The organism is Rheinheimera texasensis, from assembly GCF_964031785.1.
GTDB classification, from domain to species: domain Bacteria; phylum Pseudomonadota; class Gammaproteobacteria; order Enterobacterales; family Alteromonadaceae; genus Pararheinheimera; species Pararheinheimera texasensis_A.
The window spans coordinates 203,907-222,313 of record NZ_CAXIRE010000022.1; the positions used below are offsets into that span (position 1 = coordinate 203,907).

Here is an 18,407-nt window from a genome sequence, read left to right on the forward strand (position 1 = left end):
CGCCTTGACAATGCTGAATTTTCAGCCCTAAACTGTGACATTGTGGAAGATTGTGGGTCAATGTGGATCTTTCACGGATCAAATAATAACCAAGTGGGATCAATTCATGTTTCGTGGGTCATTTGCTCTGAGCCTGGACGACAAGGGACGGTTAACGCTGCCAACGCGTTACCGTGACCTGTTGTTGTCTGAAGCCAGTGGCCAATTGATCTGCACCATCGACCATAAAGATCCCTGCTTGCTGCTGTATCCGTTGTCCGAATGGGAAGAAATCGAAGAGAAGCTGAAACGGCTGTCGAGTTTTAATCCGCAGGAACAACGCTTAAAACGCTTGTTATTGGGCCATGCCACCGATTGTGAAATGGACAAAAACGGCCGCATTTTGTTACCCGCCACGCTGCGCTCGCATGCGCATTTAAGCAAAGGCCTGCGTTTAGTCGGGCAACTCAACAAATTTGAGATCTGGGACGAAGAGACCTGGCATCAACGTGTGGCCGAAGATATGGCCGCGGAACAGGAACTTGCTCAGGCCGGTGATGCCGAGCTGTCAGAACGTTTAATGGACTTGTCGTTATGAGCCAGCCCGCCGCCACCAGTGCACACATTTCTGTGTTGTTAACCGAGACCATCGAAGGCCTTGCCATTCGGCCGGACGGTATTTACGTCGACGGTACTTTTGGCAGGGGAGGGCATAGCCGTGTGGTGTTAAGCCAACTCGGTCCACAAGGCCGGTTGTTTGCCATTGACCGCGACCCGTCAGCTATTGCTGCGGCTGCTGCCGATGAATTTGCCAAAGACGCCCGTTTTCATATCAGCCACTGCGCTTTTGCTGCGCTTGCCACTGTGGCGGCGGACCAGCAAATTACCGGTCAGGTTGACGGCATTTTACTGGATTTAGGCGTGTCGTCGCCGCAGCTGGATGACGCCGAACGTGGTTTTAGTTTTATGCGTGACGGTCCACTTGATATGCGGATGGACCCAACCTCCGGCATCTCTGCCGAGGACTGGCTGGCCAAAGCCGACGTTGAAGACATCACATTTGTGCTGCGCGAATACGGCGAAGAGAAATTCGCCTGGAAAATCGCCAACGCCATTGTTGAAGCGCGTGCTACCGAACCTTTTACCCGCACTGCGCAACTGGCGGCACTGATTGCCCGCGTGGTGCCAAAAAGTTTTAAAGAGAAAAAACATCCGGCCACCCGCAGTTTTCAGGGTATCCGCATTTATATCAACAGCGAGCTTGAACAAGTGAATCAGGCGCTGGAAGCGGCTTTAACAGTATTAAAACCGGGCGGCCGCCTCGCGGTGATTAGTTTCCACTCGCTGGAAGACCGGCTGGTGAAGCAGTTTATGCGCAAACACAGTAAGCCAGCGCAACTGCCCAAAGGCATTGTGCTGACCGAAGCGCAAATGCGACAGGATTTAGCCCTGAAGTTGATTGGCAAAGCCATGATGCCATCCGACGCTGAACTTGCCGCTAATCCGCGTTCCCGCAGCGCTGTGCTGCGGGTTGCCGAGCGGATGGGGAGTAGCAAGGTATGAGTGCTATTCGGCTGAACCAGTTGATTTTACAGGATTTAGGCCAGCACAAGCTGGTGATCTTGTTGCTGATTGGCGCTATGGGCTCAGCACTGGCGGTGATTGAGCTGACGCATATGAACCGGCAGCTGACCATCAGTCAGGACAAATTATTTCAACAAAGAGATGCGCTGGATATGGAATGGCGCAATTTATTGGTCGAACAGCGAGCTTTGTCTGAGCACAGCCGCGTTGAAGAGCTGGCAAAGAAACAGCTGCTGATGGTTCGTCCGCTGGGACAGCAAGATATAGTGGTGGATGAACCATGAGAAAAGGCGCAGCTCGTCAGGCTAAAGCCCGCAAACAACCAATGTTAATCAGCTGGCGTTTTGCCTTTGTTGTGTTGTCGTTGTCCACTATTTTTGTTGGCCTGATTGCCCGTGCCGCCTATTTACAGGTCATTGAGCCGGACAAATTAATTGAACAGGGTGATTTACGCTCGCTGCGTGTTAAATCAGACGAAGTGCTGCGTGGCATGATCACCGACCGTCATGGTGAAGAGCTGGCCGTCAGTGTGCCGGTTGAATCTATTTACGCCGATTCCAAAATGGTGATTGAAGCCGGTGCGAACAAAGACCAGCGTCGTTGGCATGCCTTAGCCGAAATGCTGCAAATCACGCCGGAAGAGCTGACCAAAAAAATCGCCACAGACAAGAAAAAACGTTACGTCTATCTGCAGCGCCAGGCGAGTCCAGCCACTGTGGACTATATCCGCAAGTTAAAAGTGCCAGGGCTGTATTTCAAACAGGAATCCAAACGTTATTACCCATCGGGTGAAGTGACGGCGCATATTCTTGGTTTTACCAACGTCGATGACCACGGGGTCGAAGGTGTTGAACGCCAATACGACAGCATTTTAAAAGGTACACCAGGGCGTAAACTGGTACGTAAAGACGCCAAAGGCCGTGAAATTGAAGTGCTGGAAGAAGAGCAATCGACGGCTTCCCGCAATTTGCAGTTATCGATTGACCAGCGTATTCAGGCGGTGGCCTATCGCGAGCTGAAAAAAGCGGTGCTGACTTACGGTGCAGCGTCCGGCTCACTGGTGATGGTTGACGTACACACCGGCGAAGTATTGGCGATGGTCAACAGTCCGTCGTTTAATCCAAACAACCGGAAAAATACCCCAATTCACCGTTATCGCAATCGGGCTATTACCGACACTTTTGAACCAGGTTCAACGATTAAACCATTACCGGTGCTGGCAGCGCTGGAAAATGGCACGGCCAATATGAACACAGTGATTGCCACAGGCCATGGTGCTATTGCCGTCGGCGGTGGCCGGGTGCGGGATACTAATGGCTATGGTGACCTGGACCTGACCGGCATTATGCGCAAATCGTCCAATATCGGTGTGACCAGACTAGCGCTTGGTATGCCGCACGAAGATTTACTGGATATGTATTACCAGATGGGACTGGGCTCAGAAACCGGTCTGGGCTTGATTGGTGAAAGTGCCGGCATGCTGCGTGAACAGGCGCGTTGGTCGGACTTCGAGCGGGCGACTTTGTCCTTTGGTTATGGGTTGTCCGTGACGACAGTGCAGATGGCCAGAATGTATTCGGCCATTGCCAACGGTGGTGTGGTCCGGCCGCTGACATTATTAAAAACTGAACAGCCGCCGGCTGGCAAACAAGTGGTGTCAGAGCAATATGCTGATGCCATGGTTGAAATGCTGGAGCAGGTCACTGAAAAAGGTGGTACTGCGACGAAAGCGAAAGTACCAGGCTATCGTGTTGGCGGTAAAACCGGTACCGCGAAAAAAGCCGTGGCTGGTGGTTATGGCAATGACTACATCGGCTCTTTTGCCGGCATAGGCCCGATTTCAAGTCCGCGCCTGGCTTGTGTTGTGATCATCAACGAACCCAGTGGCGATTATTATTACGGCGGTGAAGTGGCCGCACCTGTATTCAGCACCGTGATGGGCGCTGCAATGCAGTTGCTGAATTTACCACCGGACGGCAATGACAGCCGTATTACTAAGGTGACCGGAGGTCCCGATGCAGGTTAACCGACTTCAGCGCTGGTTGACTCCGTTCAAAGCGACTGCCGCAGGGCAGTCGCTTTGTGCGTTAGAGAAGCTGCCAGAATTAAGCAATACTGCCGAATTGCAGTACAACACTAAGCAATTGAAAGCTGGTGATATTTTTCTGGCATTGCCCGGCGTCGGCGGTCATGGCAACCGCTTTATCCGTCAGGCGCTGCTGCAGGGCGCAGCCTTTATTCTGACCGACAGTTTGCCAGACGCCGAAGCGCAACTGGCGCTGGAACCGCAGGTGTGTGTCTGGCCGGAACTGCTTAGTGTGCTGCCACAACTGCTCAGCGGTTTTTATCAGGACGCTGCCAAACGGCAGGAATTGATTGGTATTACCGGGACTAACGGCAAATCCAGCACGGCGATTTTTGTCAATCAGCTATCGGATTTGCTCGGTAAACCAGCCGGAGTCGTCGGGACTTTGGGTTATGGTTCTTACCGCAATCTGACGCCTTTGCAAAATACCACGCCACACCTGGCCGATTTACACCGGATTTTTTATCGTGCCTGCGAGCAAGGCCAACTGCGCACCGCAATGGAAGTGTCGTCGCATGCGCTGGTGCAGCAACGCGTCGCTGGTTTGCAGTTTAAAGTGGCGGTTTTTACCAACTTAAGCCGCGACCACCTGGATTATCACGGCACTATGGAAGCTTACGGCGCCGCTAAAGCACTGCTGTTCAGCCCTGAGCTGTGCCAGACCGCTGTGATTAATGTGTCTGATGAATTTGGTAAAACGCTGGCGCAACAATGTCAGGTGCCGCTGTTGGTGTATGGTCGCAGCAGTGACTGTAACGGTTACAGCCAATACTTAAGCTACGACCAGCTGCGCTCCGACGGCAAAGGTTTTCAACTGCGTTTGCACAGCCATCTGGGCGATTACGATGTCCAGATCCCGCTGTTAGCTGAATTTAACGTGCAGAATGTGCTGGCCGCCATTGGCGCCTTAGTGCAATGCGGCCACAAGTTATCCGCCATTCTGGATGCCGTGAAAAAACTCAAAGCTGTGGCGGGCCGGATGGAAATGTGGCAGTTCCCGGATGATGTTGCGCTGGTGGTTGATTACGCGCATACCCCGGATGCACTGATGCAAAGCCTGCAGGCGCTGCGGCAGCAATGCAGGGGCCGGATCTGGTGTGTATTTGGCTGTGGTGGCGACCGCGATAAAGGCAAACGGCCTTTAATGGGACAAATCGCCGAACAGCACGCAGATCATGTTATCATTACCGCCGACAACCCCCGCACTGAAGCTGTACTCGATATCTGTAAAGACATTGCTGCCGGAATGCAAACCGGTGCCAACTGCCAGATCGAACCTGATCGGGAATCTGCCATTAAACTGGCCCTGATCGAAGCCCACGCGCACGACATGATCCTGGTGGCCGGTAAAGGCCACGAGACTTATCAGATATTGGGAAATGTGGTGCGGGACTATGACGAACGTAAATATATCAATGATTTATTGGCGGAGATGAGCTGATGATCACCTTAATGACCAGTGATATTGCCAAGGCATTGTCGGCCCGGCTGATTGGCGCAGATATCGCGGTAAACAGCGTCAGTACCGACAGCCGGAATATTCAGCCCGGCGATTTGTTTATTGCCTTGCAAGGTCCAAATTTTGACGGCCATAAGTTTGCCGAAGAAGTCGTGAATAAAGGAGCCTGTGCGCTGGTGGTGACCCGGCACCTGGATGTGCCGGTCCCACAATTAATAGTGGCAGATACCCGTCTGGCGCTCGGTCAGCTCGGCGCACTGGTTAAAAGCCGGTTAAAAGTCAAAACGGTTGCCGTAACCGGCAGCGTTGGCAAAACCACAGTCAAAGAAATGATGGCGGCGATTTTATCGCGTATTGGCAATGTGCTGGCCACCGCCGGCAATTTTAATAACGAAATCGGCGTGCCGCTGACGTTATTAAGGCTCAACGAAAGCCATGACTTTGCCGTGATGGAGCTTGGCGCCAATCATTTAGGCGAAATTGCTTATACCAGCTCGCTGGTCAAACCCGATGTGGCGATGATCACCATAGTAGCGCCGGCGCATATTGAAGGCTTTGGCGACATTTTTGGTGTGGCCCGGGCTAAAGGTGAAATTTACAGCGGCTTATCCGCTGGTGGTACTGCGATTCTGCCACTGGATTCTGAATACCACAGCTATTGGTTACCCAAGGTGCAGCACCTGCAAGTGCAGAGTTTCAGTGCCAGCCAACATGCTGATGTCTATGCCGACAATATTGAACTGGACGCTGAAGGTTGTGCCGGTTTTGAACTGCACACGCCAAAAGGCCATTGTTTTGTCCAGCTGACCATTCCGGGCAAACACAATGTGCATAACGCCTTAGCGGCGACTGCCGGCGTACTGGCACTGGGTGCCAGCCTGACTGACGTGCAGCTGGGTCTTGCAGCCATGCAACCGGTCAAAGGCCGCATTAATGTCTATCAGCCAAAACCTGGTGTACGCATTATCGACGACACCTATAACGCTAATGTGGAATCAGCCAAAGCTGCCATCGATTTGCTGGCTGCATACGGCGGTCAGCGTTATCTGGTGCTGGGTGATATGGGTGAATTAGGGCCAGACGCGCGTATTTACCACGAAGAAGTAGGTATCTACGCCAAACAGGCAGGGATTAACGGCCTGTTCACTTTGGGCGTGTTATCTCAGAATGCCAGCGAACAGTTCCATCAGCACGGCGCGCATTTCAGTTCGCGTGACCACCTGTTGCCTAAATTGCATGGCTTGTTACAGAGCAAAGAAGATGTATCCATTCTGGTCAAAGGCTCGCGCAGCGCCAAGATGGAATTAGTAGTACAAGACTTGCTAGAAAGATGTCAGCAGGAGAAAAACCCATGTTAGTCTGGTTGGCCGAGTTTCTGACTCAATATATCAATGCTTTTAACGTCTTCAGCTATCTGACGTTCCGCGCCATTCTTGGCGTGCTGACGGCTTTATTCCTGAGCCTGTATTTTGGTCCGAAACTGATTGCCGCGCTGCAACGCCTGCAAATCGGCCAGACGGTGCGCAATGACGGTCCGGAAAGTCATTTCTCGAAAAAAGGCACGCCGACTATGGGTGGCTTGCTGATCCTGGGTTCTATCGCCATCAGCACTTTGCTCTGGGCGGACCTCAGCAACAAATATGTCTGGGTGGTGCTGTTTGTGCTGCTGGCTTATGGCTGGATTGGTTTTATCGACGATTACCGTAAAGTGATTCGCAAAGACCCCAAAGGTCTCATCGCGCGCTGGAAGTACTTCTGGCAGTCGGTGTTTGCCATCGCTACAGCATTTTTCCTGTACGCCACCGCTGAGCGGCCGGCAGAAACCAGTCTGGTCATTCCATTTTTAAAAGACGTATTGCCGCAGCTTGGGTTGTTCTTTTTGGTCACCACCTATTTTGTCATGGTCGGGTTTTCCAATGCGGTGAATCTGACCGATGGCTTAGATGGCCTTGCGATTGTGCCGACCGTGATGGTCGCGGCGGCTTTTGCCATCATCGCTTATGTCAGCGGCAACGCTGTATTCGCCAATTATCTGCATATCCCGCATTTACCGCTGACTTCCGAACTGGTAGTGGTCTGTACCAGTATCGTTGGCGCCGGCCTTGGCTTTTTGTGGTTCAACACTTATCCGGCCCAGGTGTTTATGGGGGATGTCGGCTCACTCGCTTTAGGCGCTTTATTGGGCGTGATTGCCGTGCTGGTGCGCCAGGAAATCGTGTTGATTGTGATGGGCGGCATTTTTGTCATCGAAACCCTGTCGGTCATTTTACAGGTTGGTTCTTACAAACTGCGTGGCCAGCGTATCTTCCGCATGGCACCCATTCACCATCACTATGAATTAAAAGGCTGGCCTGAGCCGCGCGTGATTGTCCGGTTTTGGATCTTATCGATTATTTTTGTATTGATTGGTCTGGCAACGCTGAAACTGCGTTGATCTGAAAGGAAATAAAGGCATGACAAAGCTGTTTCAGGGTAAAAGAGTGGCAGTGATAGGCCTCGGGGTGACCGGGCTTGCGACTGTGCGTTTTTTGCTGAAACAAGGCGTGAAGCCGGTGCTGATGGATACCCGACTGAAAGTTGCTGGCTTAGATGCTATTGCGGCGGAAAAAGTCGACGGTATTTATCTCGGTGAACTCGACGCCAACCGGTTGGCCCGGATGGACGTGCTGCTGGTAAGCCCTGGCCTCGATACCAGTCATCCGGCCATTCGTTTTGCCACGGCGCAGGGCGCGCAGCTGATGGGTGATGTCGAGCTGTTTGCGCTCTGCAATGAAAAACCTGTGGTCGCTGTCACCGGTTCGAACGGCAAGTCGACGGTCACCACGCTGACTGAGTTTATGCTGAACTGCAGTGGTATTCCGGCGCTCGCTGCCGGCAATATTGGCCTGGCGGTGCTCGACGCGCTGGAGCGCAGCGACGCCAGAGTTTATGTGCTGGAGCTGTCGAGTTTTCAGCTTGAAACCACGCATAGTCTGAAATTACGCGCTGCCGCCAATCTGAATGTCACTGAAGACCACCTTGACCGGCACGGCACTATGGCGGCTTATGCCGCAGCCAAACAACGCATTTATCTGCACACCGACCTCGCGGTGTTTAACGCAGAAGACAATCTGACCCGACCGCTTGGTTGCGCCGCACCGCAGATTGGCCTGAACCTGCAACAGCCGCAGGATGGTTATGGTCTGGTGCAACATCAGGGCGAAAGCTGGTTGCTGGTTGATGGAGAGCCGCTATTGCCGGTTCGTCAGATGTCGATGGTCGGCCGGCATAATCAGTTTAATGCGCTGGCCTCTTGTGCCTTAGCACTGGCTGTGGGTTGCAGCCGCGACGCGCTGAAACAGGCGCTGCAAACTTATCAGCCACTGCCACATCGCTGCACCTTAGTGGTGGATCATCAGGGCATTCGTTGGGTCAATGATTCCAAAGCCACTAATGTTGGCGCGACGCTGGCGGCTATCGCGGGTCTGCGCGCGGACGTACCAGGCAAACTGATTCTGATCGCCGGTGGCGATGGTAAAGGCGTCGATTTCACTGAGCTTGCTGCTGTATTGCAGCAACAGGTTGATCAGGTCATTACTTTAGGCCGCGACGGTCCGGCTATTGCCGCTTTGGTGCCAGGCGCTATTGAAGTTGCGGATTTAACGGCTGCGGTAAAACAAGCGGCGGCCATCGCCAGAGCTGGTGATATGGTGTTGTTATCACCGGCCTGCGCCAGCCTGGATATGTTTAAAAACTATGAAGAACGTGGTCGTCTGTTTGCTGAAGCTGTGTTACAGGTGCTGAAATGAAAGTATGGCTGGCGCAGCAATCTGAACAATTTGTTGAGCATTGGGTCGACTGGTGGCGGGCCGAAGACGGCGTCAGTTATGACCGGTTTTTCTTTACGCTGATGGTGTTGCTGCTCGGCATTGGTTTTATCATGGTGACAAGTGCCTCAGTGCCGGTCGCTGAACGGTTGTTCGGCGATCCACTGCATTACAGCATTCGTCATCTGGTTTATATCCTGATTGGTGTCGGTTTTGCCTATCTGGCGCTGAATGTGCCGATCGACCGCTGGCTACAAGGCAGTATGGTGCTGCTGGTATTGGGTATTCTCGGTCTGATTGCGGTTTTGGCCTTTGGCCGGAACGTCAACGGCAGTACGCGCTGGTTGTATGTCGGCCCTATCGGTATTCAGGCGGCAGAGCCGGCTAAGTTGTTTTTCTTTATCTATTTATCCAGTTATCTGGTGCGCCGCCACGAAGAGGTCATTGAAAACTTTAAAGGCTTTTTAAAGCCGCTGCTGGTGCTGTTTGTATTTGCCGTCTTGCTGCTGATGCAACCAGACCTTGGCACTGTGATCGTGATGTTTGGCACCAGTGTGGTGTTATTGTTTTTGGCCGGCGCCAAGCTCTGGCAGTTTTTTGGTTTGATACTGACCGGTCTTGCATCTATGGCGGTGCTGATTGTGTACAGCGAATACCGCTGGCGTCGCGTCACGGCTTTCCTAGACCCCTGGGCTGATCCCTTTGGCAGTGGTTATCAGCTGACACAATCGCTGATGGCGTTTGGCCGGGGCGGTTTATCCGGCCAGGGCCTCGGCAACTCAGTACAAAAGCTCGAGTATCTGCCTGAGGCGCATACCGACTTTATCCTCGCCATTATCGCCGAAGAAACCGGTTTGCTCGGCGTGCTGGCTGTCGCCAGTTTACTGTTTCTGATGATGGTGCGCGCCTTGTGGATCGGCAAAAGAGCTGTACAAAAAGGCCTGAGTTTCCATGGCTTTTTGGCTTATTCCATCGCGATTTGGATTGGTTGTCAGACCTTCGTTAATATCGGTGTGGCGACAGGGGCTTTACCGACTAAAGGTCTGACGTTGCCTTTTGTCAGCTCCGGTGGCAGTAGTCTCATCATTATGTTGGTGGCTGCGGCCATAGTGTTGCGCATTGATTTTGAAGTCCGGCTGAAAGGCCGCCACGCAATTAGCGGAGGCGCCCATGCATGACATGACTGAACGCGCGCTGGGATCTCCACGCCCGACTGTGCTGATTATGGCCGGCGGCACCGGTGGCCATATTTTTCCTGCCCGCGCTGTGGCAGATGTACTGGCGGCAGAAGGCTGGATTGTGCACTGGCTTGGTACCGCGGATCGGATGGAAGCGCGTTTGGTGCCGCAGTTTGGTTACCCGCTGCATACCATCAGCGTGGCCGGACTGCGTGGTAAAGGCTGGCGTTCGATGCTGCAGGCTCCATTTATGCTGCTGCGCTCTTTGTTGCAGGCGCGTGCGCTGGTGAAGCAGTTAAAACCCGATCTGGTGCTAGGTTTTGGTGGTTATGCCAGTGGCCCGGGTGGCCTGGCTGCCTGGACTGACGGCGTGCCGCTGGTTATTCACGAGCAAAATGCCGTCGCCGGCACGACCAACAAACTGTTGGCCCGCATCGCTGATCAGGTGCTGGTGGCGTTCCCGCAGGCCTTTTCTCAGCTGCAAAGCCGGCTGGTGTTGGGAAATCCGGTACGCAGCGAACTGATTGGGCAAAATCCGCAGAATTATTTGCAGAAAAGCTTAAATATTTTGATCGTCGGTGGTAGTTTAGGAGCCAGGATTTTTAATCAGGCGCTGCCACCGATCCTGAAGCAGGCCGCGGCCTGCGGCCAGATCCGGGTCCGTCATCAGACCGGGCAACATGAGCTGGCACAAACCGAAATGGCTTATGCAGATAAGCCCGAAAATCTGGATGTGCAAGTCACTGCTTTTATTGATGATATGGCTGAGGCTTACCGCTGGGCCGACCTGGTGATTTGCCGTGCCGGTGCTCTGACGGTCAGTGAAGTGGCTTGTGTTGGTGTGGCTGCTTTGTTTGTGCCTTTGCCGACTGCGATCGATGATCACCAGACCGCAAACGCCAATGTGCTGGTCAGCAAGCAGGCTGCATTGTTATTGCCACAGGCAAAATTAAATCCCGAACATTTAGTGCCGCTGTTGCAGAGCTGGTTGTCTGACAAGACGCCGCTGGTACACATGGCACAACAGGCACGATCTTGTGCCATCGACGATGCCGCCGAACAGGTGGCAGCAGTTTGTCGACGTATAACAGGTGTAAATTAAGATGATAACAAAAACCATGCACCCGGAAAAAACAGCAATGCGTCGTGTTGAACGCATTCATTTTGTCGGGATTGGTGGTGCAGGCATGGGCGGTATCGCCGAAGTCCTGCTCAACGAAGGCTATAAAATTTCCGGCTCAGATCTGGGTCCCAATCCGGTGGTCGAGCGTCTGACGGCGTTAGGCGCCGACATCCAGTTCGGCCACAAAGCCGAAAATATTCAGGGCGCCAGCGTTGTGGTGGTCTCCAGCGCCATTAAAACCGATAACCCGGAAGTGAATGCCGCGCTGGAACAACGCATCCCGGTGGTGCGCCGCGCCCAGATGTTGGCCGAGCTGATGCGCTTTCGCCACGGCATCGCCATCGCCGGCACACACGGCAAAACCACCACCACCAGTCTGGTGTCGTCGATTTTTGCTGAAGCCGGTGCAGATCCGACTTTTGTCATCGGTGGTTTACTCAATTCAGCCGGCACCAACGCGCGTTTAGGTGCAGGCCGTTATCTGATTGCTGAAGCCGACGAAAGCGACGCGTCATTCCTGCATTTGCAGCCAATGGCCGCCATCATCACCAATATCGAACCAGACCATATGGAAACCTACCAGGGTGATTTCGACAAAATGAAATCTACTTACCTGGAGTTTTGCCATAACCTGCCATTTTACGGCGCTGTGGTGCTTTGCATCGATGACCCGGTGTTACGCGAACTGATGCCTCGCATTGGCCGCACCATTATTACTTATGGCTTTAGCGCTGACGCGGACTACCGCATCAGTGAATTCAGTCAGGCTGGCACCAGAACACATTTTATCGTGACAGACCCAAGCGGCCACAGCCGCACTATTGAATTAAATCTGCCGGGCCGCCACAACGCATTAAATGCCACTGCGGCTTTTGCCCTGGCGCAGGACGAAGGAGTGCCCGAAGTGGCAATTCTGGCAGCCTTCAGCAAATTTGAAGGTATTGGCCGGCGCTTCCAGCAATATGGTGAGTTCGACACTGGCCGTGGCAAAGTGCTGCTGGTCGACGACTACGGTCATCACCCCAGTGAAGTGGCGGCCACTGTTGCTGCAGCACGCAATGCCTGGCCAGAGCGCCGGCTGGTGATGGCGTATCAGCCACATCGTTACACCCGCACCCGGGATTTATACGAAGATTTTGCCAAAGTGCTGTCCACTGTTGACAGCCTGTTGCTGCTGGAAGTCTACAGCGCCGGTGAAGCAGCGATTGCCGGTGCGGACAGCCGCAGTTTATGCCGCAGCATCCGCGCCCGCGGTCAGCTCGACCCGATTTATGTCGCAACGCCGGCCGATTTACCGGCGGCCTTAGCGGATGTGCTGCAAGACGGCGACGTGCTGATGACGCAGGGCGCCGGCAACATCGGTGCACTGGCCAAACAACTGGCTGCACAAAAACTTCATATCGAAACGATGAAACAATCCACAGGGAGCCAGTCATGAGCAGTAAATTTGGCAAAGTGGCCGTGATGTTCGGTGGTACCTCCGCCGAGCGTGAAGTGTCGTTAAAATCAGGCGCTGCGGTATTAAAAGCATTGCAGGCGCAAGGCATTGACGCCCATGCATTTGACCCAAAAGACCAACCGCTGAGCGACCTGGAAACTCAGGCCTTTGACCGGGTCTTTATCGTATTACACGGCCGTGGCGGCGAAGACGGCACTATGCAGGGCGCGCTGCAATTGCACGGCATGCCTTATACCGGTTCGGGTGTGCTCGGCTCGGCACTGGCGATGGATAAAATCCGCTGTAAGTTTCTGTTCAGCGCCCATGGTTTACCGACAGCACCGTTTCGGGTGGCACAAAAAGGTGAAACCATTGATTACGCCGCGATGCTGGCACAGCTTAATGGCAAAGTGATGGTCAAACCGGCCAATGAAGGCTCCAGTATCGGCATGTCAGCGGCCACGACCGCTGCAGAGCTGGAACAGGCTTTAGCACTGGCGTTTGACTATGACGACGCGGTGTTGGTGGAGCAGTGGATCAACGGTCGCGAATTCACTGTGTCGATGTTAGATGGTCAGGCGTTGCCGGTCATTGAAATGCGCACCCCGCGCGCTTTTTACGATTACGAAGCCAAATACCAGTCCAACAGCACTGAATATTTGTGTCCGGCGCCCATCAGCGCAGAACAAACGGCCAGTTTACAACAAGCGGCAATGGCGGCATTTAAAGCCGTTGGCGCCAAAGGCTGGGGCCGCGTCGATGCGATGCTCGACAGCGACGGTGAGTTCCGCCTGCTGGAAGTCAATACAGTGCCTGGCATGACCGAAAAATCGCTGGTGCCGATGGCGGCGCGGGCGGCGGGTTACAGCTTTGAGCAGCTGGTGGCAAAAATATTAGAGCAGGCGCTATGAGTGCATTGCGTCAGAGCCAAAAAACACCGTTCACTCCGGCTTTTGTCGGCGGAGTGGTGTTTTTCCTCTGCGCAGTCGCGTTAGTGCTGTGGTTTGGCATCAAAGTCAGCCAATGGGTGGCGCATCAGCAGACCGCTCCGATTAAACAGGTGAAGCTATATGGTGATTTTGGCCATATCAAGCCGCAGACGTTATACAGCAAACTGCAGCAACATCTGGTCGGCAATTATTTTAAGCTGGACGTCGATGAAGTCGCTGCGTTTTTACAGCAGCAGCCCTGGGTGCATCAGGTGGCAGTGCGTAAACAGTGGCCCGGCACCTTGGTTGTGGTTGTCACAGAGCACAGCCCGGTCGCCATCTGGAACAAAGAGTATTTGCTGAATAAACGCGGTGAAGTGTTCCGCGCGCCACTGGAGCAGCTGCAGGCAGCCTTGCCAAAACTGAACGGGCCTGAAGGTGCCGAGCAAGATGCGCTTAGCATGTACGGCAAAGTACAGGCACTGTTGGCATTGCATCAGTTTGAAGCGGAAGGCTTGTCGGTCACAGAACGCTTCGCCTGGGAAGTGCAGCTCAGCAATGGCATCGCGCTGAAGCTTGGGCGCGAAGATACCTTAAAACGGGTGCAGCGATTTATCGACCTGTACCCGGTCGTAGTGAAACATAAACCGGAAGCGATAGTACAAGTCGATTTACGGTATGACACAGGATTAGCGGTGCAATATGCGCCGCCGGTGATAACGGAAAAGAGAAAAGCATGACCAAGTCGTTAGATCGGGATCTGATCGTCGGGCTAGATATCGGCACCTCGCAAATTAAAGCCGTGGTCGGTGAGATCACCGCAGATAACCAGCTGGCGATCGTCGGCGTCGGTACGCATATTGCCCGCGGTATGGATAAAGGTGGTGTTAACGATCTGAATCTGGTGGTGCAGTCGGTGCAACGCGCCATTGATGAAGCCGAGCTGATGGCGGATTGCCGCGTGTCTTCAGTGTATTTAGGCATTACCGGTAAACATATCCGCTGCCAGAACGAAAGCGGCATGGTGCCGATTAATGACACTGAAGTGACCGCAGACGATGTGGCCAACGTGATCCATGCTGCGAAATCAGTGCCGATCTCCGCTGAACGCCGGTTATTACACGTGTTACCGCAGGAGTTTTCTGTCGACATGCAAGAAGGCATCAAAAGCCCGATTGGCATGTCCGGTGTGCGGATGGAAGCCAAAGCGCACATCATCACTTGTGCCAACGACATGGCGAAGAACATTGAGAAATGTGTCGAACGCTGCAGTTTACATGTTGATCAGCTGATATTCAGCTCGCTGGCGTCAAGCTTTGCCATCCTGACTGAAGATGAAAAAGAGTTAGGCGTCTGTGTGGTTGATATGGGCGGCGGTACTATCGACATTTCGATTTATACCAACGGTGCGCTGCGGCATACCGCGGTGATCCCGGTGGCCGGCAATCAGGTCACCAGCGACATCGCCAAAATCTTCCGCACGCCGATTGGCCATGCCGAAGAGATTAAAATTCAGTACGCCTGTGCGCTCAGAAGCATGGTCGGCAAAGAAGAAAGTATTGAAGTGCCAAGCGTCGGCGGTCGTCCGGCCCGTAGCATGTCGCGGCACACGCTGGCTGAAGTGGTCGAGCCGCGTTATCAGGAATTGTTTGAACTGGTGGTGGAAGAAATCCGTGCCAGTGGTCTGGAAGAGCAAATCGCCGCCGGCGTGGTGTTAACCGGCGGCACCGCCAAAATGGAAGGTGCCGTTGAGTTTGCCGAAGATATCTTCCAGATGCCGGTGCGGCTGGGCTATCCGGCCCACATCACCGGTTTAACCGAATATGTAAACGACCCGGCTTATGCCAGTGTGGTCGGTCTGTTATTGTATGGCAAAGATGCGCGTGCCCAGCAGAAAAAAGCAGTGGCGGCACGGGAGTCGGTTGGTGGTTTTGTGAAAAAACTGACCAGCTGGTTTAAAGGCGAGTTTTGAGTAAGCGTAAAACGGAGAGAGCAACATGTTTGAGTTAATGGAAAACCACAGCGAAGAAGCTGTCATCAAAGTGGTTGGCGTCGGTGGCGGTGGCGGTAACGCTGTCGAATACATGGTCGCCAGCAACATTGAAGGGGTGGAATTTATTGCCGCCAATACCGACGCGCAGGCGCTGCGTAATTCGTCGGCTAACGTCACTCTGCAATTGGGTGCTAACGTGACCAAGGGTTTAGGCGCTGGCGCTAACCCGGATGTCGGTCGTCGTTCTGCGGAAGAAGACCGCGACACCATTAAAAAGACCATTATGGGCGCGGATATGGTGTTTATCGCGGCCGGTATGGGCGGTGGTACTGGTACCGGTGCGGCACCAATCGTCGCACAAGTGGCTAAAGAGCTGGGTATTCTGACTGTTGCTGTCGTGACCAAACCATTCCCGTTTGAAGGCAAAAAGCGCTCAAGCTACGCTGACGAAGGCATCAATGAACTGGCGAAACACGTCGATTCTCTGATCACCATTCCAAACGACAAGTTATTAAAAGTCCTTGGTAAAGGCACCAGCCTGCTCGACGCATTCAAAGCCGCCAATAATGTACTGCTGGGTGCTGTGCAGGGTATTGCTGAACTGATCACCCGCCCGGGTCTGATTAACGTCGACTTCGCTGACGTGCGCACTGTGATGTCAGAAATGGGTACGGCGATGATGGGTACCGGCCGCGCCACAGGTCCGGACCGTGCTGAAGAAGCGGCCGAGCAGGCGATCTCCAGCCCGCTGCTGGAAGACATCGACCTGTCAGGTGCCAAAGGCATTCTGGTGAATATCACGGCCGGTTTAGACCTGACCATCGAAGAGTTTGAAATCGTCGGTAACGCAGTCAAAGCCTTCGCTTCTGAAAACGCCACTGTGGTGGTCGGTGCTGTGATTGACCCGGAAATGTCAGACGAACTGCGTGTAACTGTCGTTGCAACCGGTATTGGCGCAGAACGCCGTCCAGACATCAGCCTGGTACATGGCCATCACCGTGCAGAGCCTGTGCGTGGTGGTTACCACAGTGCGCCGGCAGCAGCTTTTGGCCATGGTGGCAGCGTGTACGGTCATGCTGGTAACACAGCGCGTGAAATGCGTGAAGCTCAGCCAGCAATGGCGGCAGTGGAAGCACCGCAAAGCAAGCCGCAGGCCGATAACAAAGCCAATATTGATATTTTCGACATCCCGGCGTTCCTGCGTAAGCAAGCCGACTAATCGAAAAAATCGCTGGATTTAAGCTGAATTTTTCAGCCATAAAGCCAGTCTGAAGTCGGACCTGTAGCATTGGCATTGTTGTTAACATATGCTATGCTGCGCCGCCGTTTGGGATTGTTCAGTTTTTGAACAGGAAAAAATGATGATTAAACAACGCACTATCACGAAGACCATCAGCTCCATCGGAGTGGGTTTACACAAAGGCGAAAAGGTTACGCTTACTCTCCGGCCTGCGCCCGACAACACAGGAATTGTGTTCCGTCGTGTAGATCTGAACCCGGTTGTTGACTTTAAAGTCGCACCAGAACTGGTGGGTGACACAGTGATGTGTACCTGTCTGATTAATCCTCAGGGCGTCCGGTTATCGACCACTGAACACCTGATGGCGGCTGTCGCCGGCCTCGGCATCGACAATCTGATTGTCGAAGTTGACTCCGCCGAAATTCCAATCATGGACGGCAGCGCCAATCCATTTGTTTATTTGTTACTTGAAGCCGGTGTCTCTGAGCAGAAACTGGCGAAAAAATTCATCCGCATCAAAAAAGCAGTGCGGGTCGAAGACGGTGACAAATGGGCCGAATTTAAGCCGCATCACGGTTTTCGCATCGACTTCGCCATCGACTTTGACCATCCGGTCATTGCCGAAACGCGTCAGCACATGAAAGTCGATTTCTCTGCCGCCGGTTTTATCAAAGACATCAGCCGCGCCCGCACTTTTGGTTTCCTGCAGGATATTGAATATCTGCGGGCCAATAACCTGGCGTTAGGTGGCAGTTTTGACAATGCCGTTGTGCTCGATGAATTCCGCGTGCTGAACCAGGACGGCCTGCGTTATGACGACGAATTTATCAAACACAAAATTCTGGATGCTATTGGCGACTTATATATGGCCGGTTACAGCATCCTCGGTGAGTTCAAAGCCTATAAAACTGGTCATGCGCTGAATAACCAGCTGTTGTGCGCGGTACTGGCGGATCAGGAAAACTGGGAATTTGTCACTTTCGACAAACCAGCGCAGCTGCCGATTTCTTATCTGGCGCCGCAACTGGCCTGATTGAACAGACCGAAATGAAAAAGGTGGCTTAGGCCACCTTTTGCTTTTTTGACACGTGCTATCGCTTATTCAACTTTTTTCCGTTGCTGCGCCAGTGCCGCCAGTTTGCGGAGTTTTTCGGCTAGCACCGGATCGGCATGTTCGGCACTCGCCAGCAGATAATTTGCCGCCTGTTCACTGATTTGCCGTGCCTGCGGCTGTGTGGCGCTGGCAGGTTCCTGCGTCTGATAACGTAAATCCAGGTTTGGATTGACCTCAATATCAATACCCATACATTCGGGCAGGACATTCTGACGGAATTTCGTTAGAATGTCGGCGTTCTGCATTTTCAGCCGCGTTGCCCAGCTGGCAGAGCTGCACATTATCTGTACCCGACCGGCTTGAACCCGGTTCACCTTACAGAAAGTCAGCTTTTCCAGTTGCAAGATCTGCATTAATTCGGTATTAAGATGTCGCACTATGTCTGCTTGCTGTTGCCCCTGATACACAGGGTTTTGTTGCAACAGCGTCATCAGGTCGACCGGTTTGCGCGAATAGCGGGCCATAACAAAAACACAGA

At 53.3% G+C, this 18,407-nt stretch carries 17 protein-coding genes; 16 read left to right on the forward strand and 1 reads right to left on the reverse strand.

Annotated elements, in window-relative coordinates; translation table 11 throughout:
- Window positions 1-106: 106 nt before the first annotated feature.
- From mraZ to lpxC, 16 genes are all read left to right on the forward strand, one after another.
- Complete coding sequence (mraZ, locus tag ABNT34_RS17725; protein ID WP_031568854.1) at window positions 107-577, forward strand: division/cell wall cluster transcriptional repressor MraZ; 471 nt, start codon at window positions 107-109, stop codon at window positions 575-577.
- Window positions 574-1,542, forward strand: a complete 969-nt coding sequence (rsmH, locus tag ABNT34_RS17730) for a 16S rRNA (cytosine(1402)-N(4))-methyltransferase RsmH (RefSeq protein ID WP_348734018.1) — start codon at window positions 574-576, stop codon at window positions 1,540-1,542. Before mraZ ends, rsmH begins: the two co-directional genes overlap by 4 nt.
- Window positions 1,539-1,847 carry a cell division protein FtsL gene (gene ftsL, locus ABNT34_RS17735; RefSeq protein WP_348734020.1) on the forward strand — a complete coding sequence of 103 codons (309 nt, stop codon included), beginning with the start codon at window positions 1,539-1,541 and terminating at the stop codon, window positions 1,845-1,847. The genes rsmH and ftsL overlap by 4 nt, the downstream gene beginning before the upstream one ends.
- On the forward strand, window positions 1,844-3,589 hold the full coding sequence (locus ABNT34_RS17740) for a penicillin-binding transpeptidase domain-containing protein (protein ID WP_348734022.1): 1,746 nt from the start codon (window positions 1,844-1,846) through the stop codon (window positions 3,587-3,589). The genes ftsL and ABNT34_RS17740 overlap by 4 nt, the downstream gene beginning before the upstream one ends.
- The gene (locus tag ABNT34_RS17745; protein WP_348734023.1) at window positions 3,579-5,090 is read left to right on the forward strand and encodes a UDP-N-acetylmuramoyl-L-alanyl-D-glutamate--2,6-diaminopimelate ligase; all 1,512 of its coding nucleotides are present in this window, start codon (window positions 3,579-3,581) and stop codon (window positions 5,088-5,090) included. Before ABNT34_RS17740 ends, ABNT34_RS17745 begins: the two co-directional genes overlap by 11 nt.
- Entirely contained in the window at window positions 5,090-6,466 is a 1,377-nt protein-coding gene (murF, locus tag ABNT34_RS17750) for a UDP-N-acetylmuramoyl-tripeptide--D-alanyl-D-alanine ligase (RefSeq protein ID WP_348734025.1), read from the forward strand. Before ABNT34_RS17745 ends, murF begins: the two co-directional genes overlap by 1 nt.
- The gene (gene mraY / locus ABNT34_RS17755) at window positions 6,460-7,542 is read left to right on the forward strand and encodes a phospho-N-acetylmuramoyl-pentapeptide-transferase (RefSeq protein WP_348734027.1); all 1,083 of its coding nucleotides are present in this window, start codon (window positions 6,460-6,462) and stop codon (window positions 7,540-7,542) included. Before murF ends, mraY begins: the two co-directional genes overlap by 7 nt.
- A 19-nt stretch (window positions 7,543-7,561) precedes the next feature.
- Window positions 7,562-8,896, forward strand: a complete 1,335-nt coding sequence (murD, locus tag ABNT34_RS17760) for a UDP-N-acetylmuramoyl-L-alanine--D-glutamate ligase (RefSeq protein WP_348734029.1) — start codon at window positions 7,562-7,564, stop codon at window positions 8,894-8,896.
- Complete coding sequence (gene ftsW, locus ABNT34_RS17765) at window positions 8,893-10,092, forward strand: putative lipid II flippase FtsW (RefSeq protein ID WP_348734031.1); 1,200 nt, start codon at window positions 8,893-8,895, stop codon at window positions 10,090-10,092. Before murD ends, ftsW begins: the two co-directional genes overlap by 4 nt.
- The gene (murG, locus tag ABNT34_RS17770; RefSeq protein WP_348734033.1) at window positions 10,085-11,194 is read left to right on the forward strand and encodes an undecaprenyldiphospho-muramoylpentapeptide beta-N-acetylglucosaminyltransferase; all 1,110 of its coding nucleotides are present in this window, start codon (window positions 10,085-10,087) and stop codon (window positions 11,192-11,194) included. Before ftsW ends, murG begins: the two co-directional genes overlap by 8 nt.
- Before the next feature lie 37 nt (window positions 11,195-11,231).
- Window positions 11,232-12,653, forward strand: coding sequence for a UDP-N-acetylmuramate--L-alanine ligase (gene murC, locus ABNT34_RS17775; RefSeq protein WP_348734035.1), 1,422 nt, complete (start codon window positions 11,232-11,234; stop codon window positions 12,651-12,653).
- Complete coding sequence (locus ABNT34_RS17780) at window positions 12,650-13,564, forward strand: D-alanine--D-alanine ligase (protein WP_348734037.1); 915 nt, start codon at window positions 12,650-12,652, stop codon at window positions 13,562-13,564. The genes murC and ABNT34_RS17780 overlap by 4 nt, the downstream gene beginning before the upstream one ends.
- A complete protein-coding gene (locus ABNT34_RS17785; protein ID WP_348734039.1) occupies window positions 13,561-14,322 on the forward strand; it encodes a cell division protein FtsQ/DivIB in 762 nt (253 codons plus the stop codon). The genes ABNT34_RS17780 and ABNT34_RS17785 overlap by 4 nt, the downstream gene beginning before the upstream one ends.
- Window positions 14,319-15,554 (forward strand): cell division protein FtsA, encoded by a 1,236-nt coding sequence (ftsA, locus tag ABNT34_RS17790; RefSeq protein WP_031568830.1) that lies wholly within the window; start codon window positions 14,319-14,321, stop codon window positions 15,552-15,554. The genes ABNT34_RS17785 and ftsA overlap by 4 nt, the downstream gene beginning before the upstream one ends.
- A 25-nt stretch (window positions 15,555-15,579) precedes the next feature.
- Window positions 15,580-16,794 carry a cell division protein FtsZ gene (gene ftsZ, locus ABNT34_RS17795; protein ID WP_348734041.1) on the forward strand — a complete coding sequence of 405 codons (1,215 nt, stop codon included), beginning with the start codon at window positions 15,580-15,582 and terminating at the stop codon, window positions 16,792-16,794.
- Window positions 16,795-16,936: 142 nt separating this feature from the next.
- Window positions 16,937-17,848, forward strand: coding sequence for a UDP-3-O-acyl-N-acetylglucosamine deacetylase (gene lpxC, locus ABNT34_RS17800; RefSeq protein WP_348734043.1), 912 nt, complete (start codon window positions 16,937-16,939; stop codon window positions 17,846-17,848).
- A gap of 65 nt (window positions 17,849-17,913) precedes the next feature.
- Here the strand turns inward: lpxC and ABNT34_RS17805 are convergent, their stop codons facing one another.
- Window positions 17,914-18,393 carry a DciA family protein gene (locus ABNT34_RS17805; RefSeq protein WP_348734045.1) on the reverse strand — a complete coding sequence of 160 codons (480 nt, stop codon included), beginning with the start codon at window positions 18,391-18,393 and terminating at the stop codon, window positions 17,914-17,916.
- Window positions 18,394-18,407: the final 14 nt, after the last annotated feature.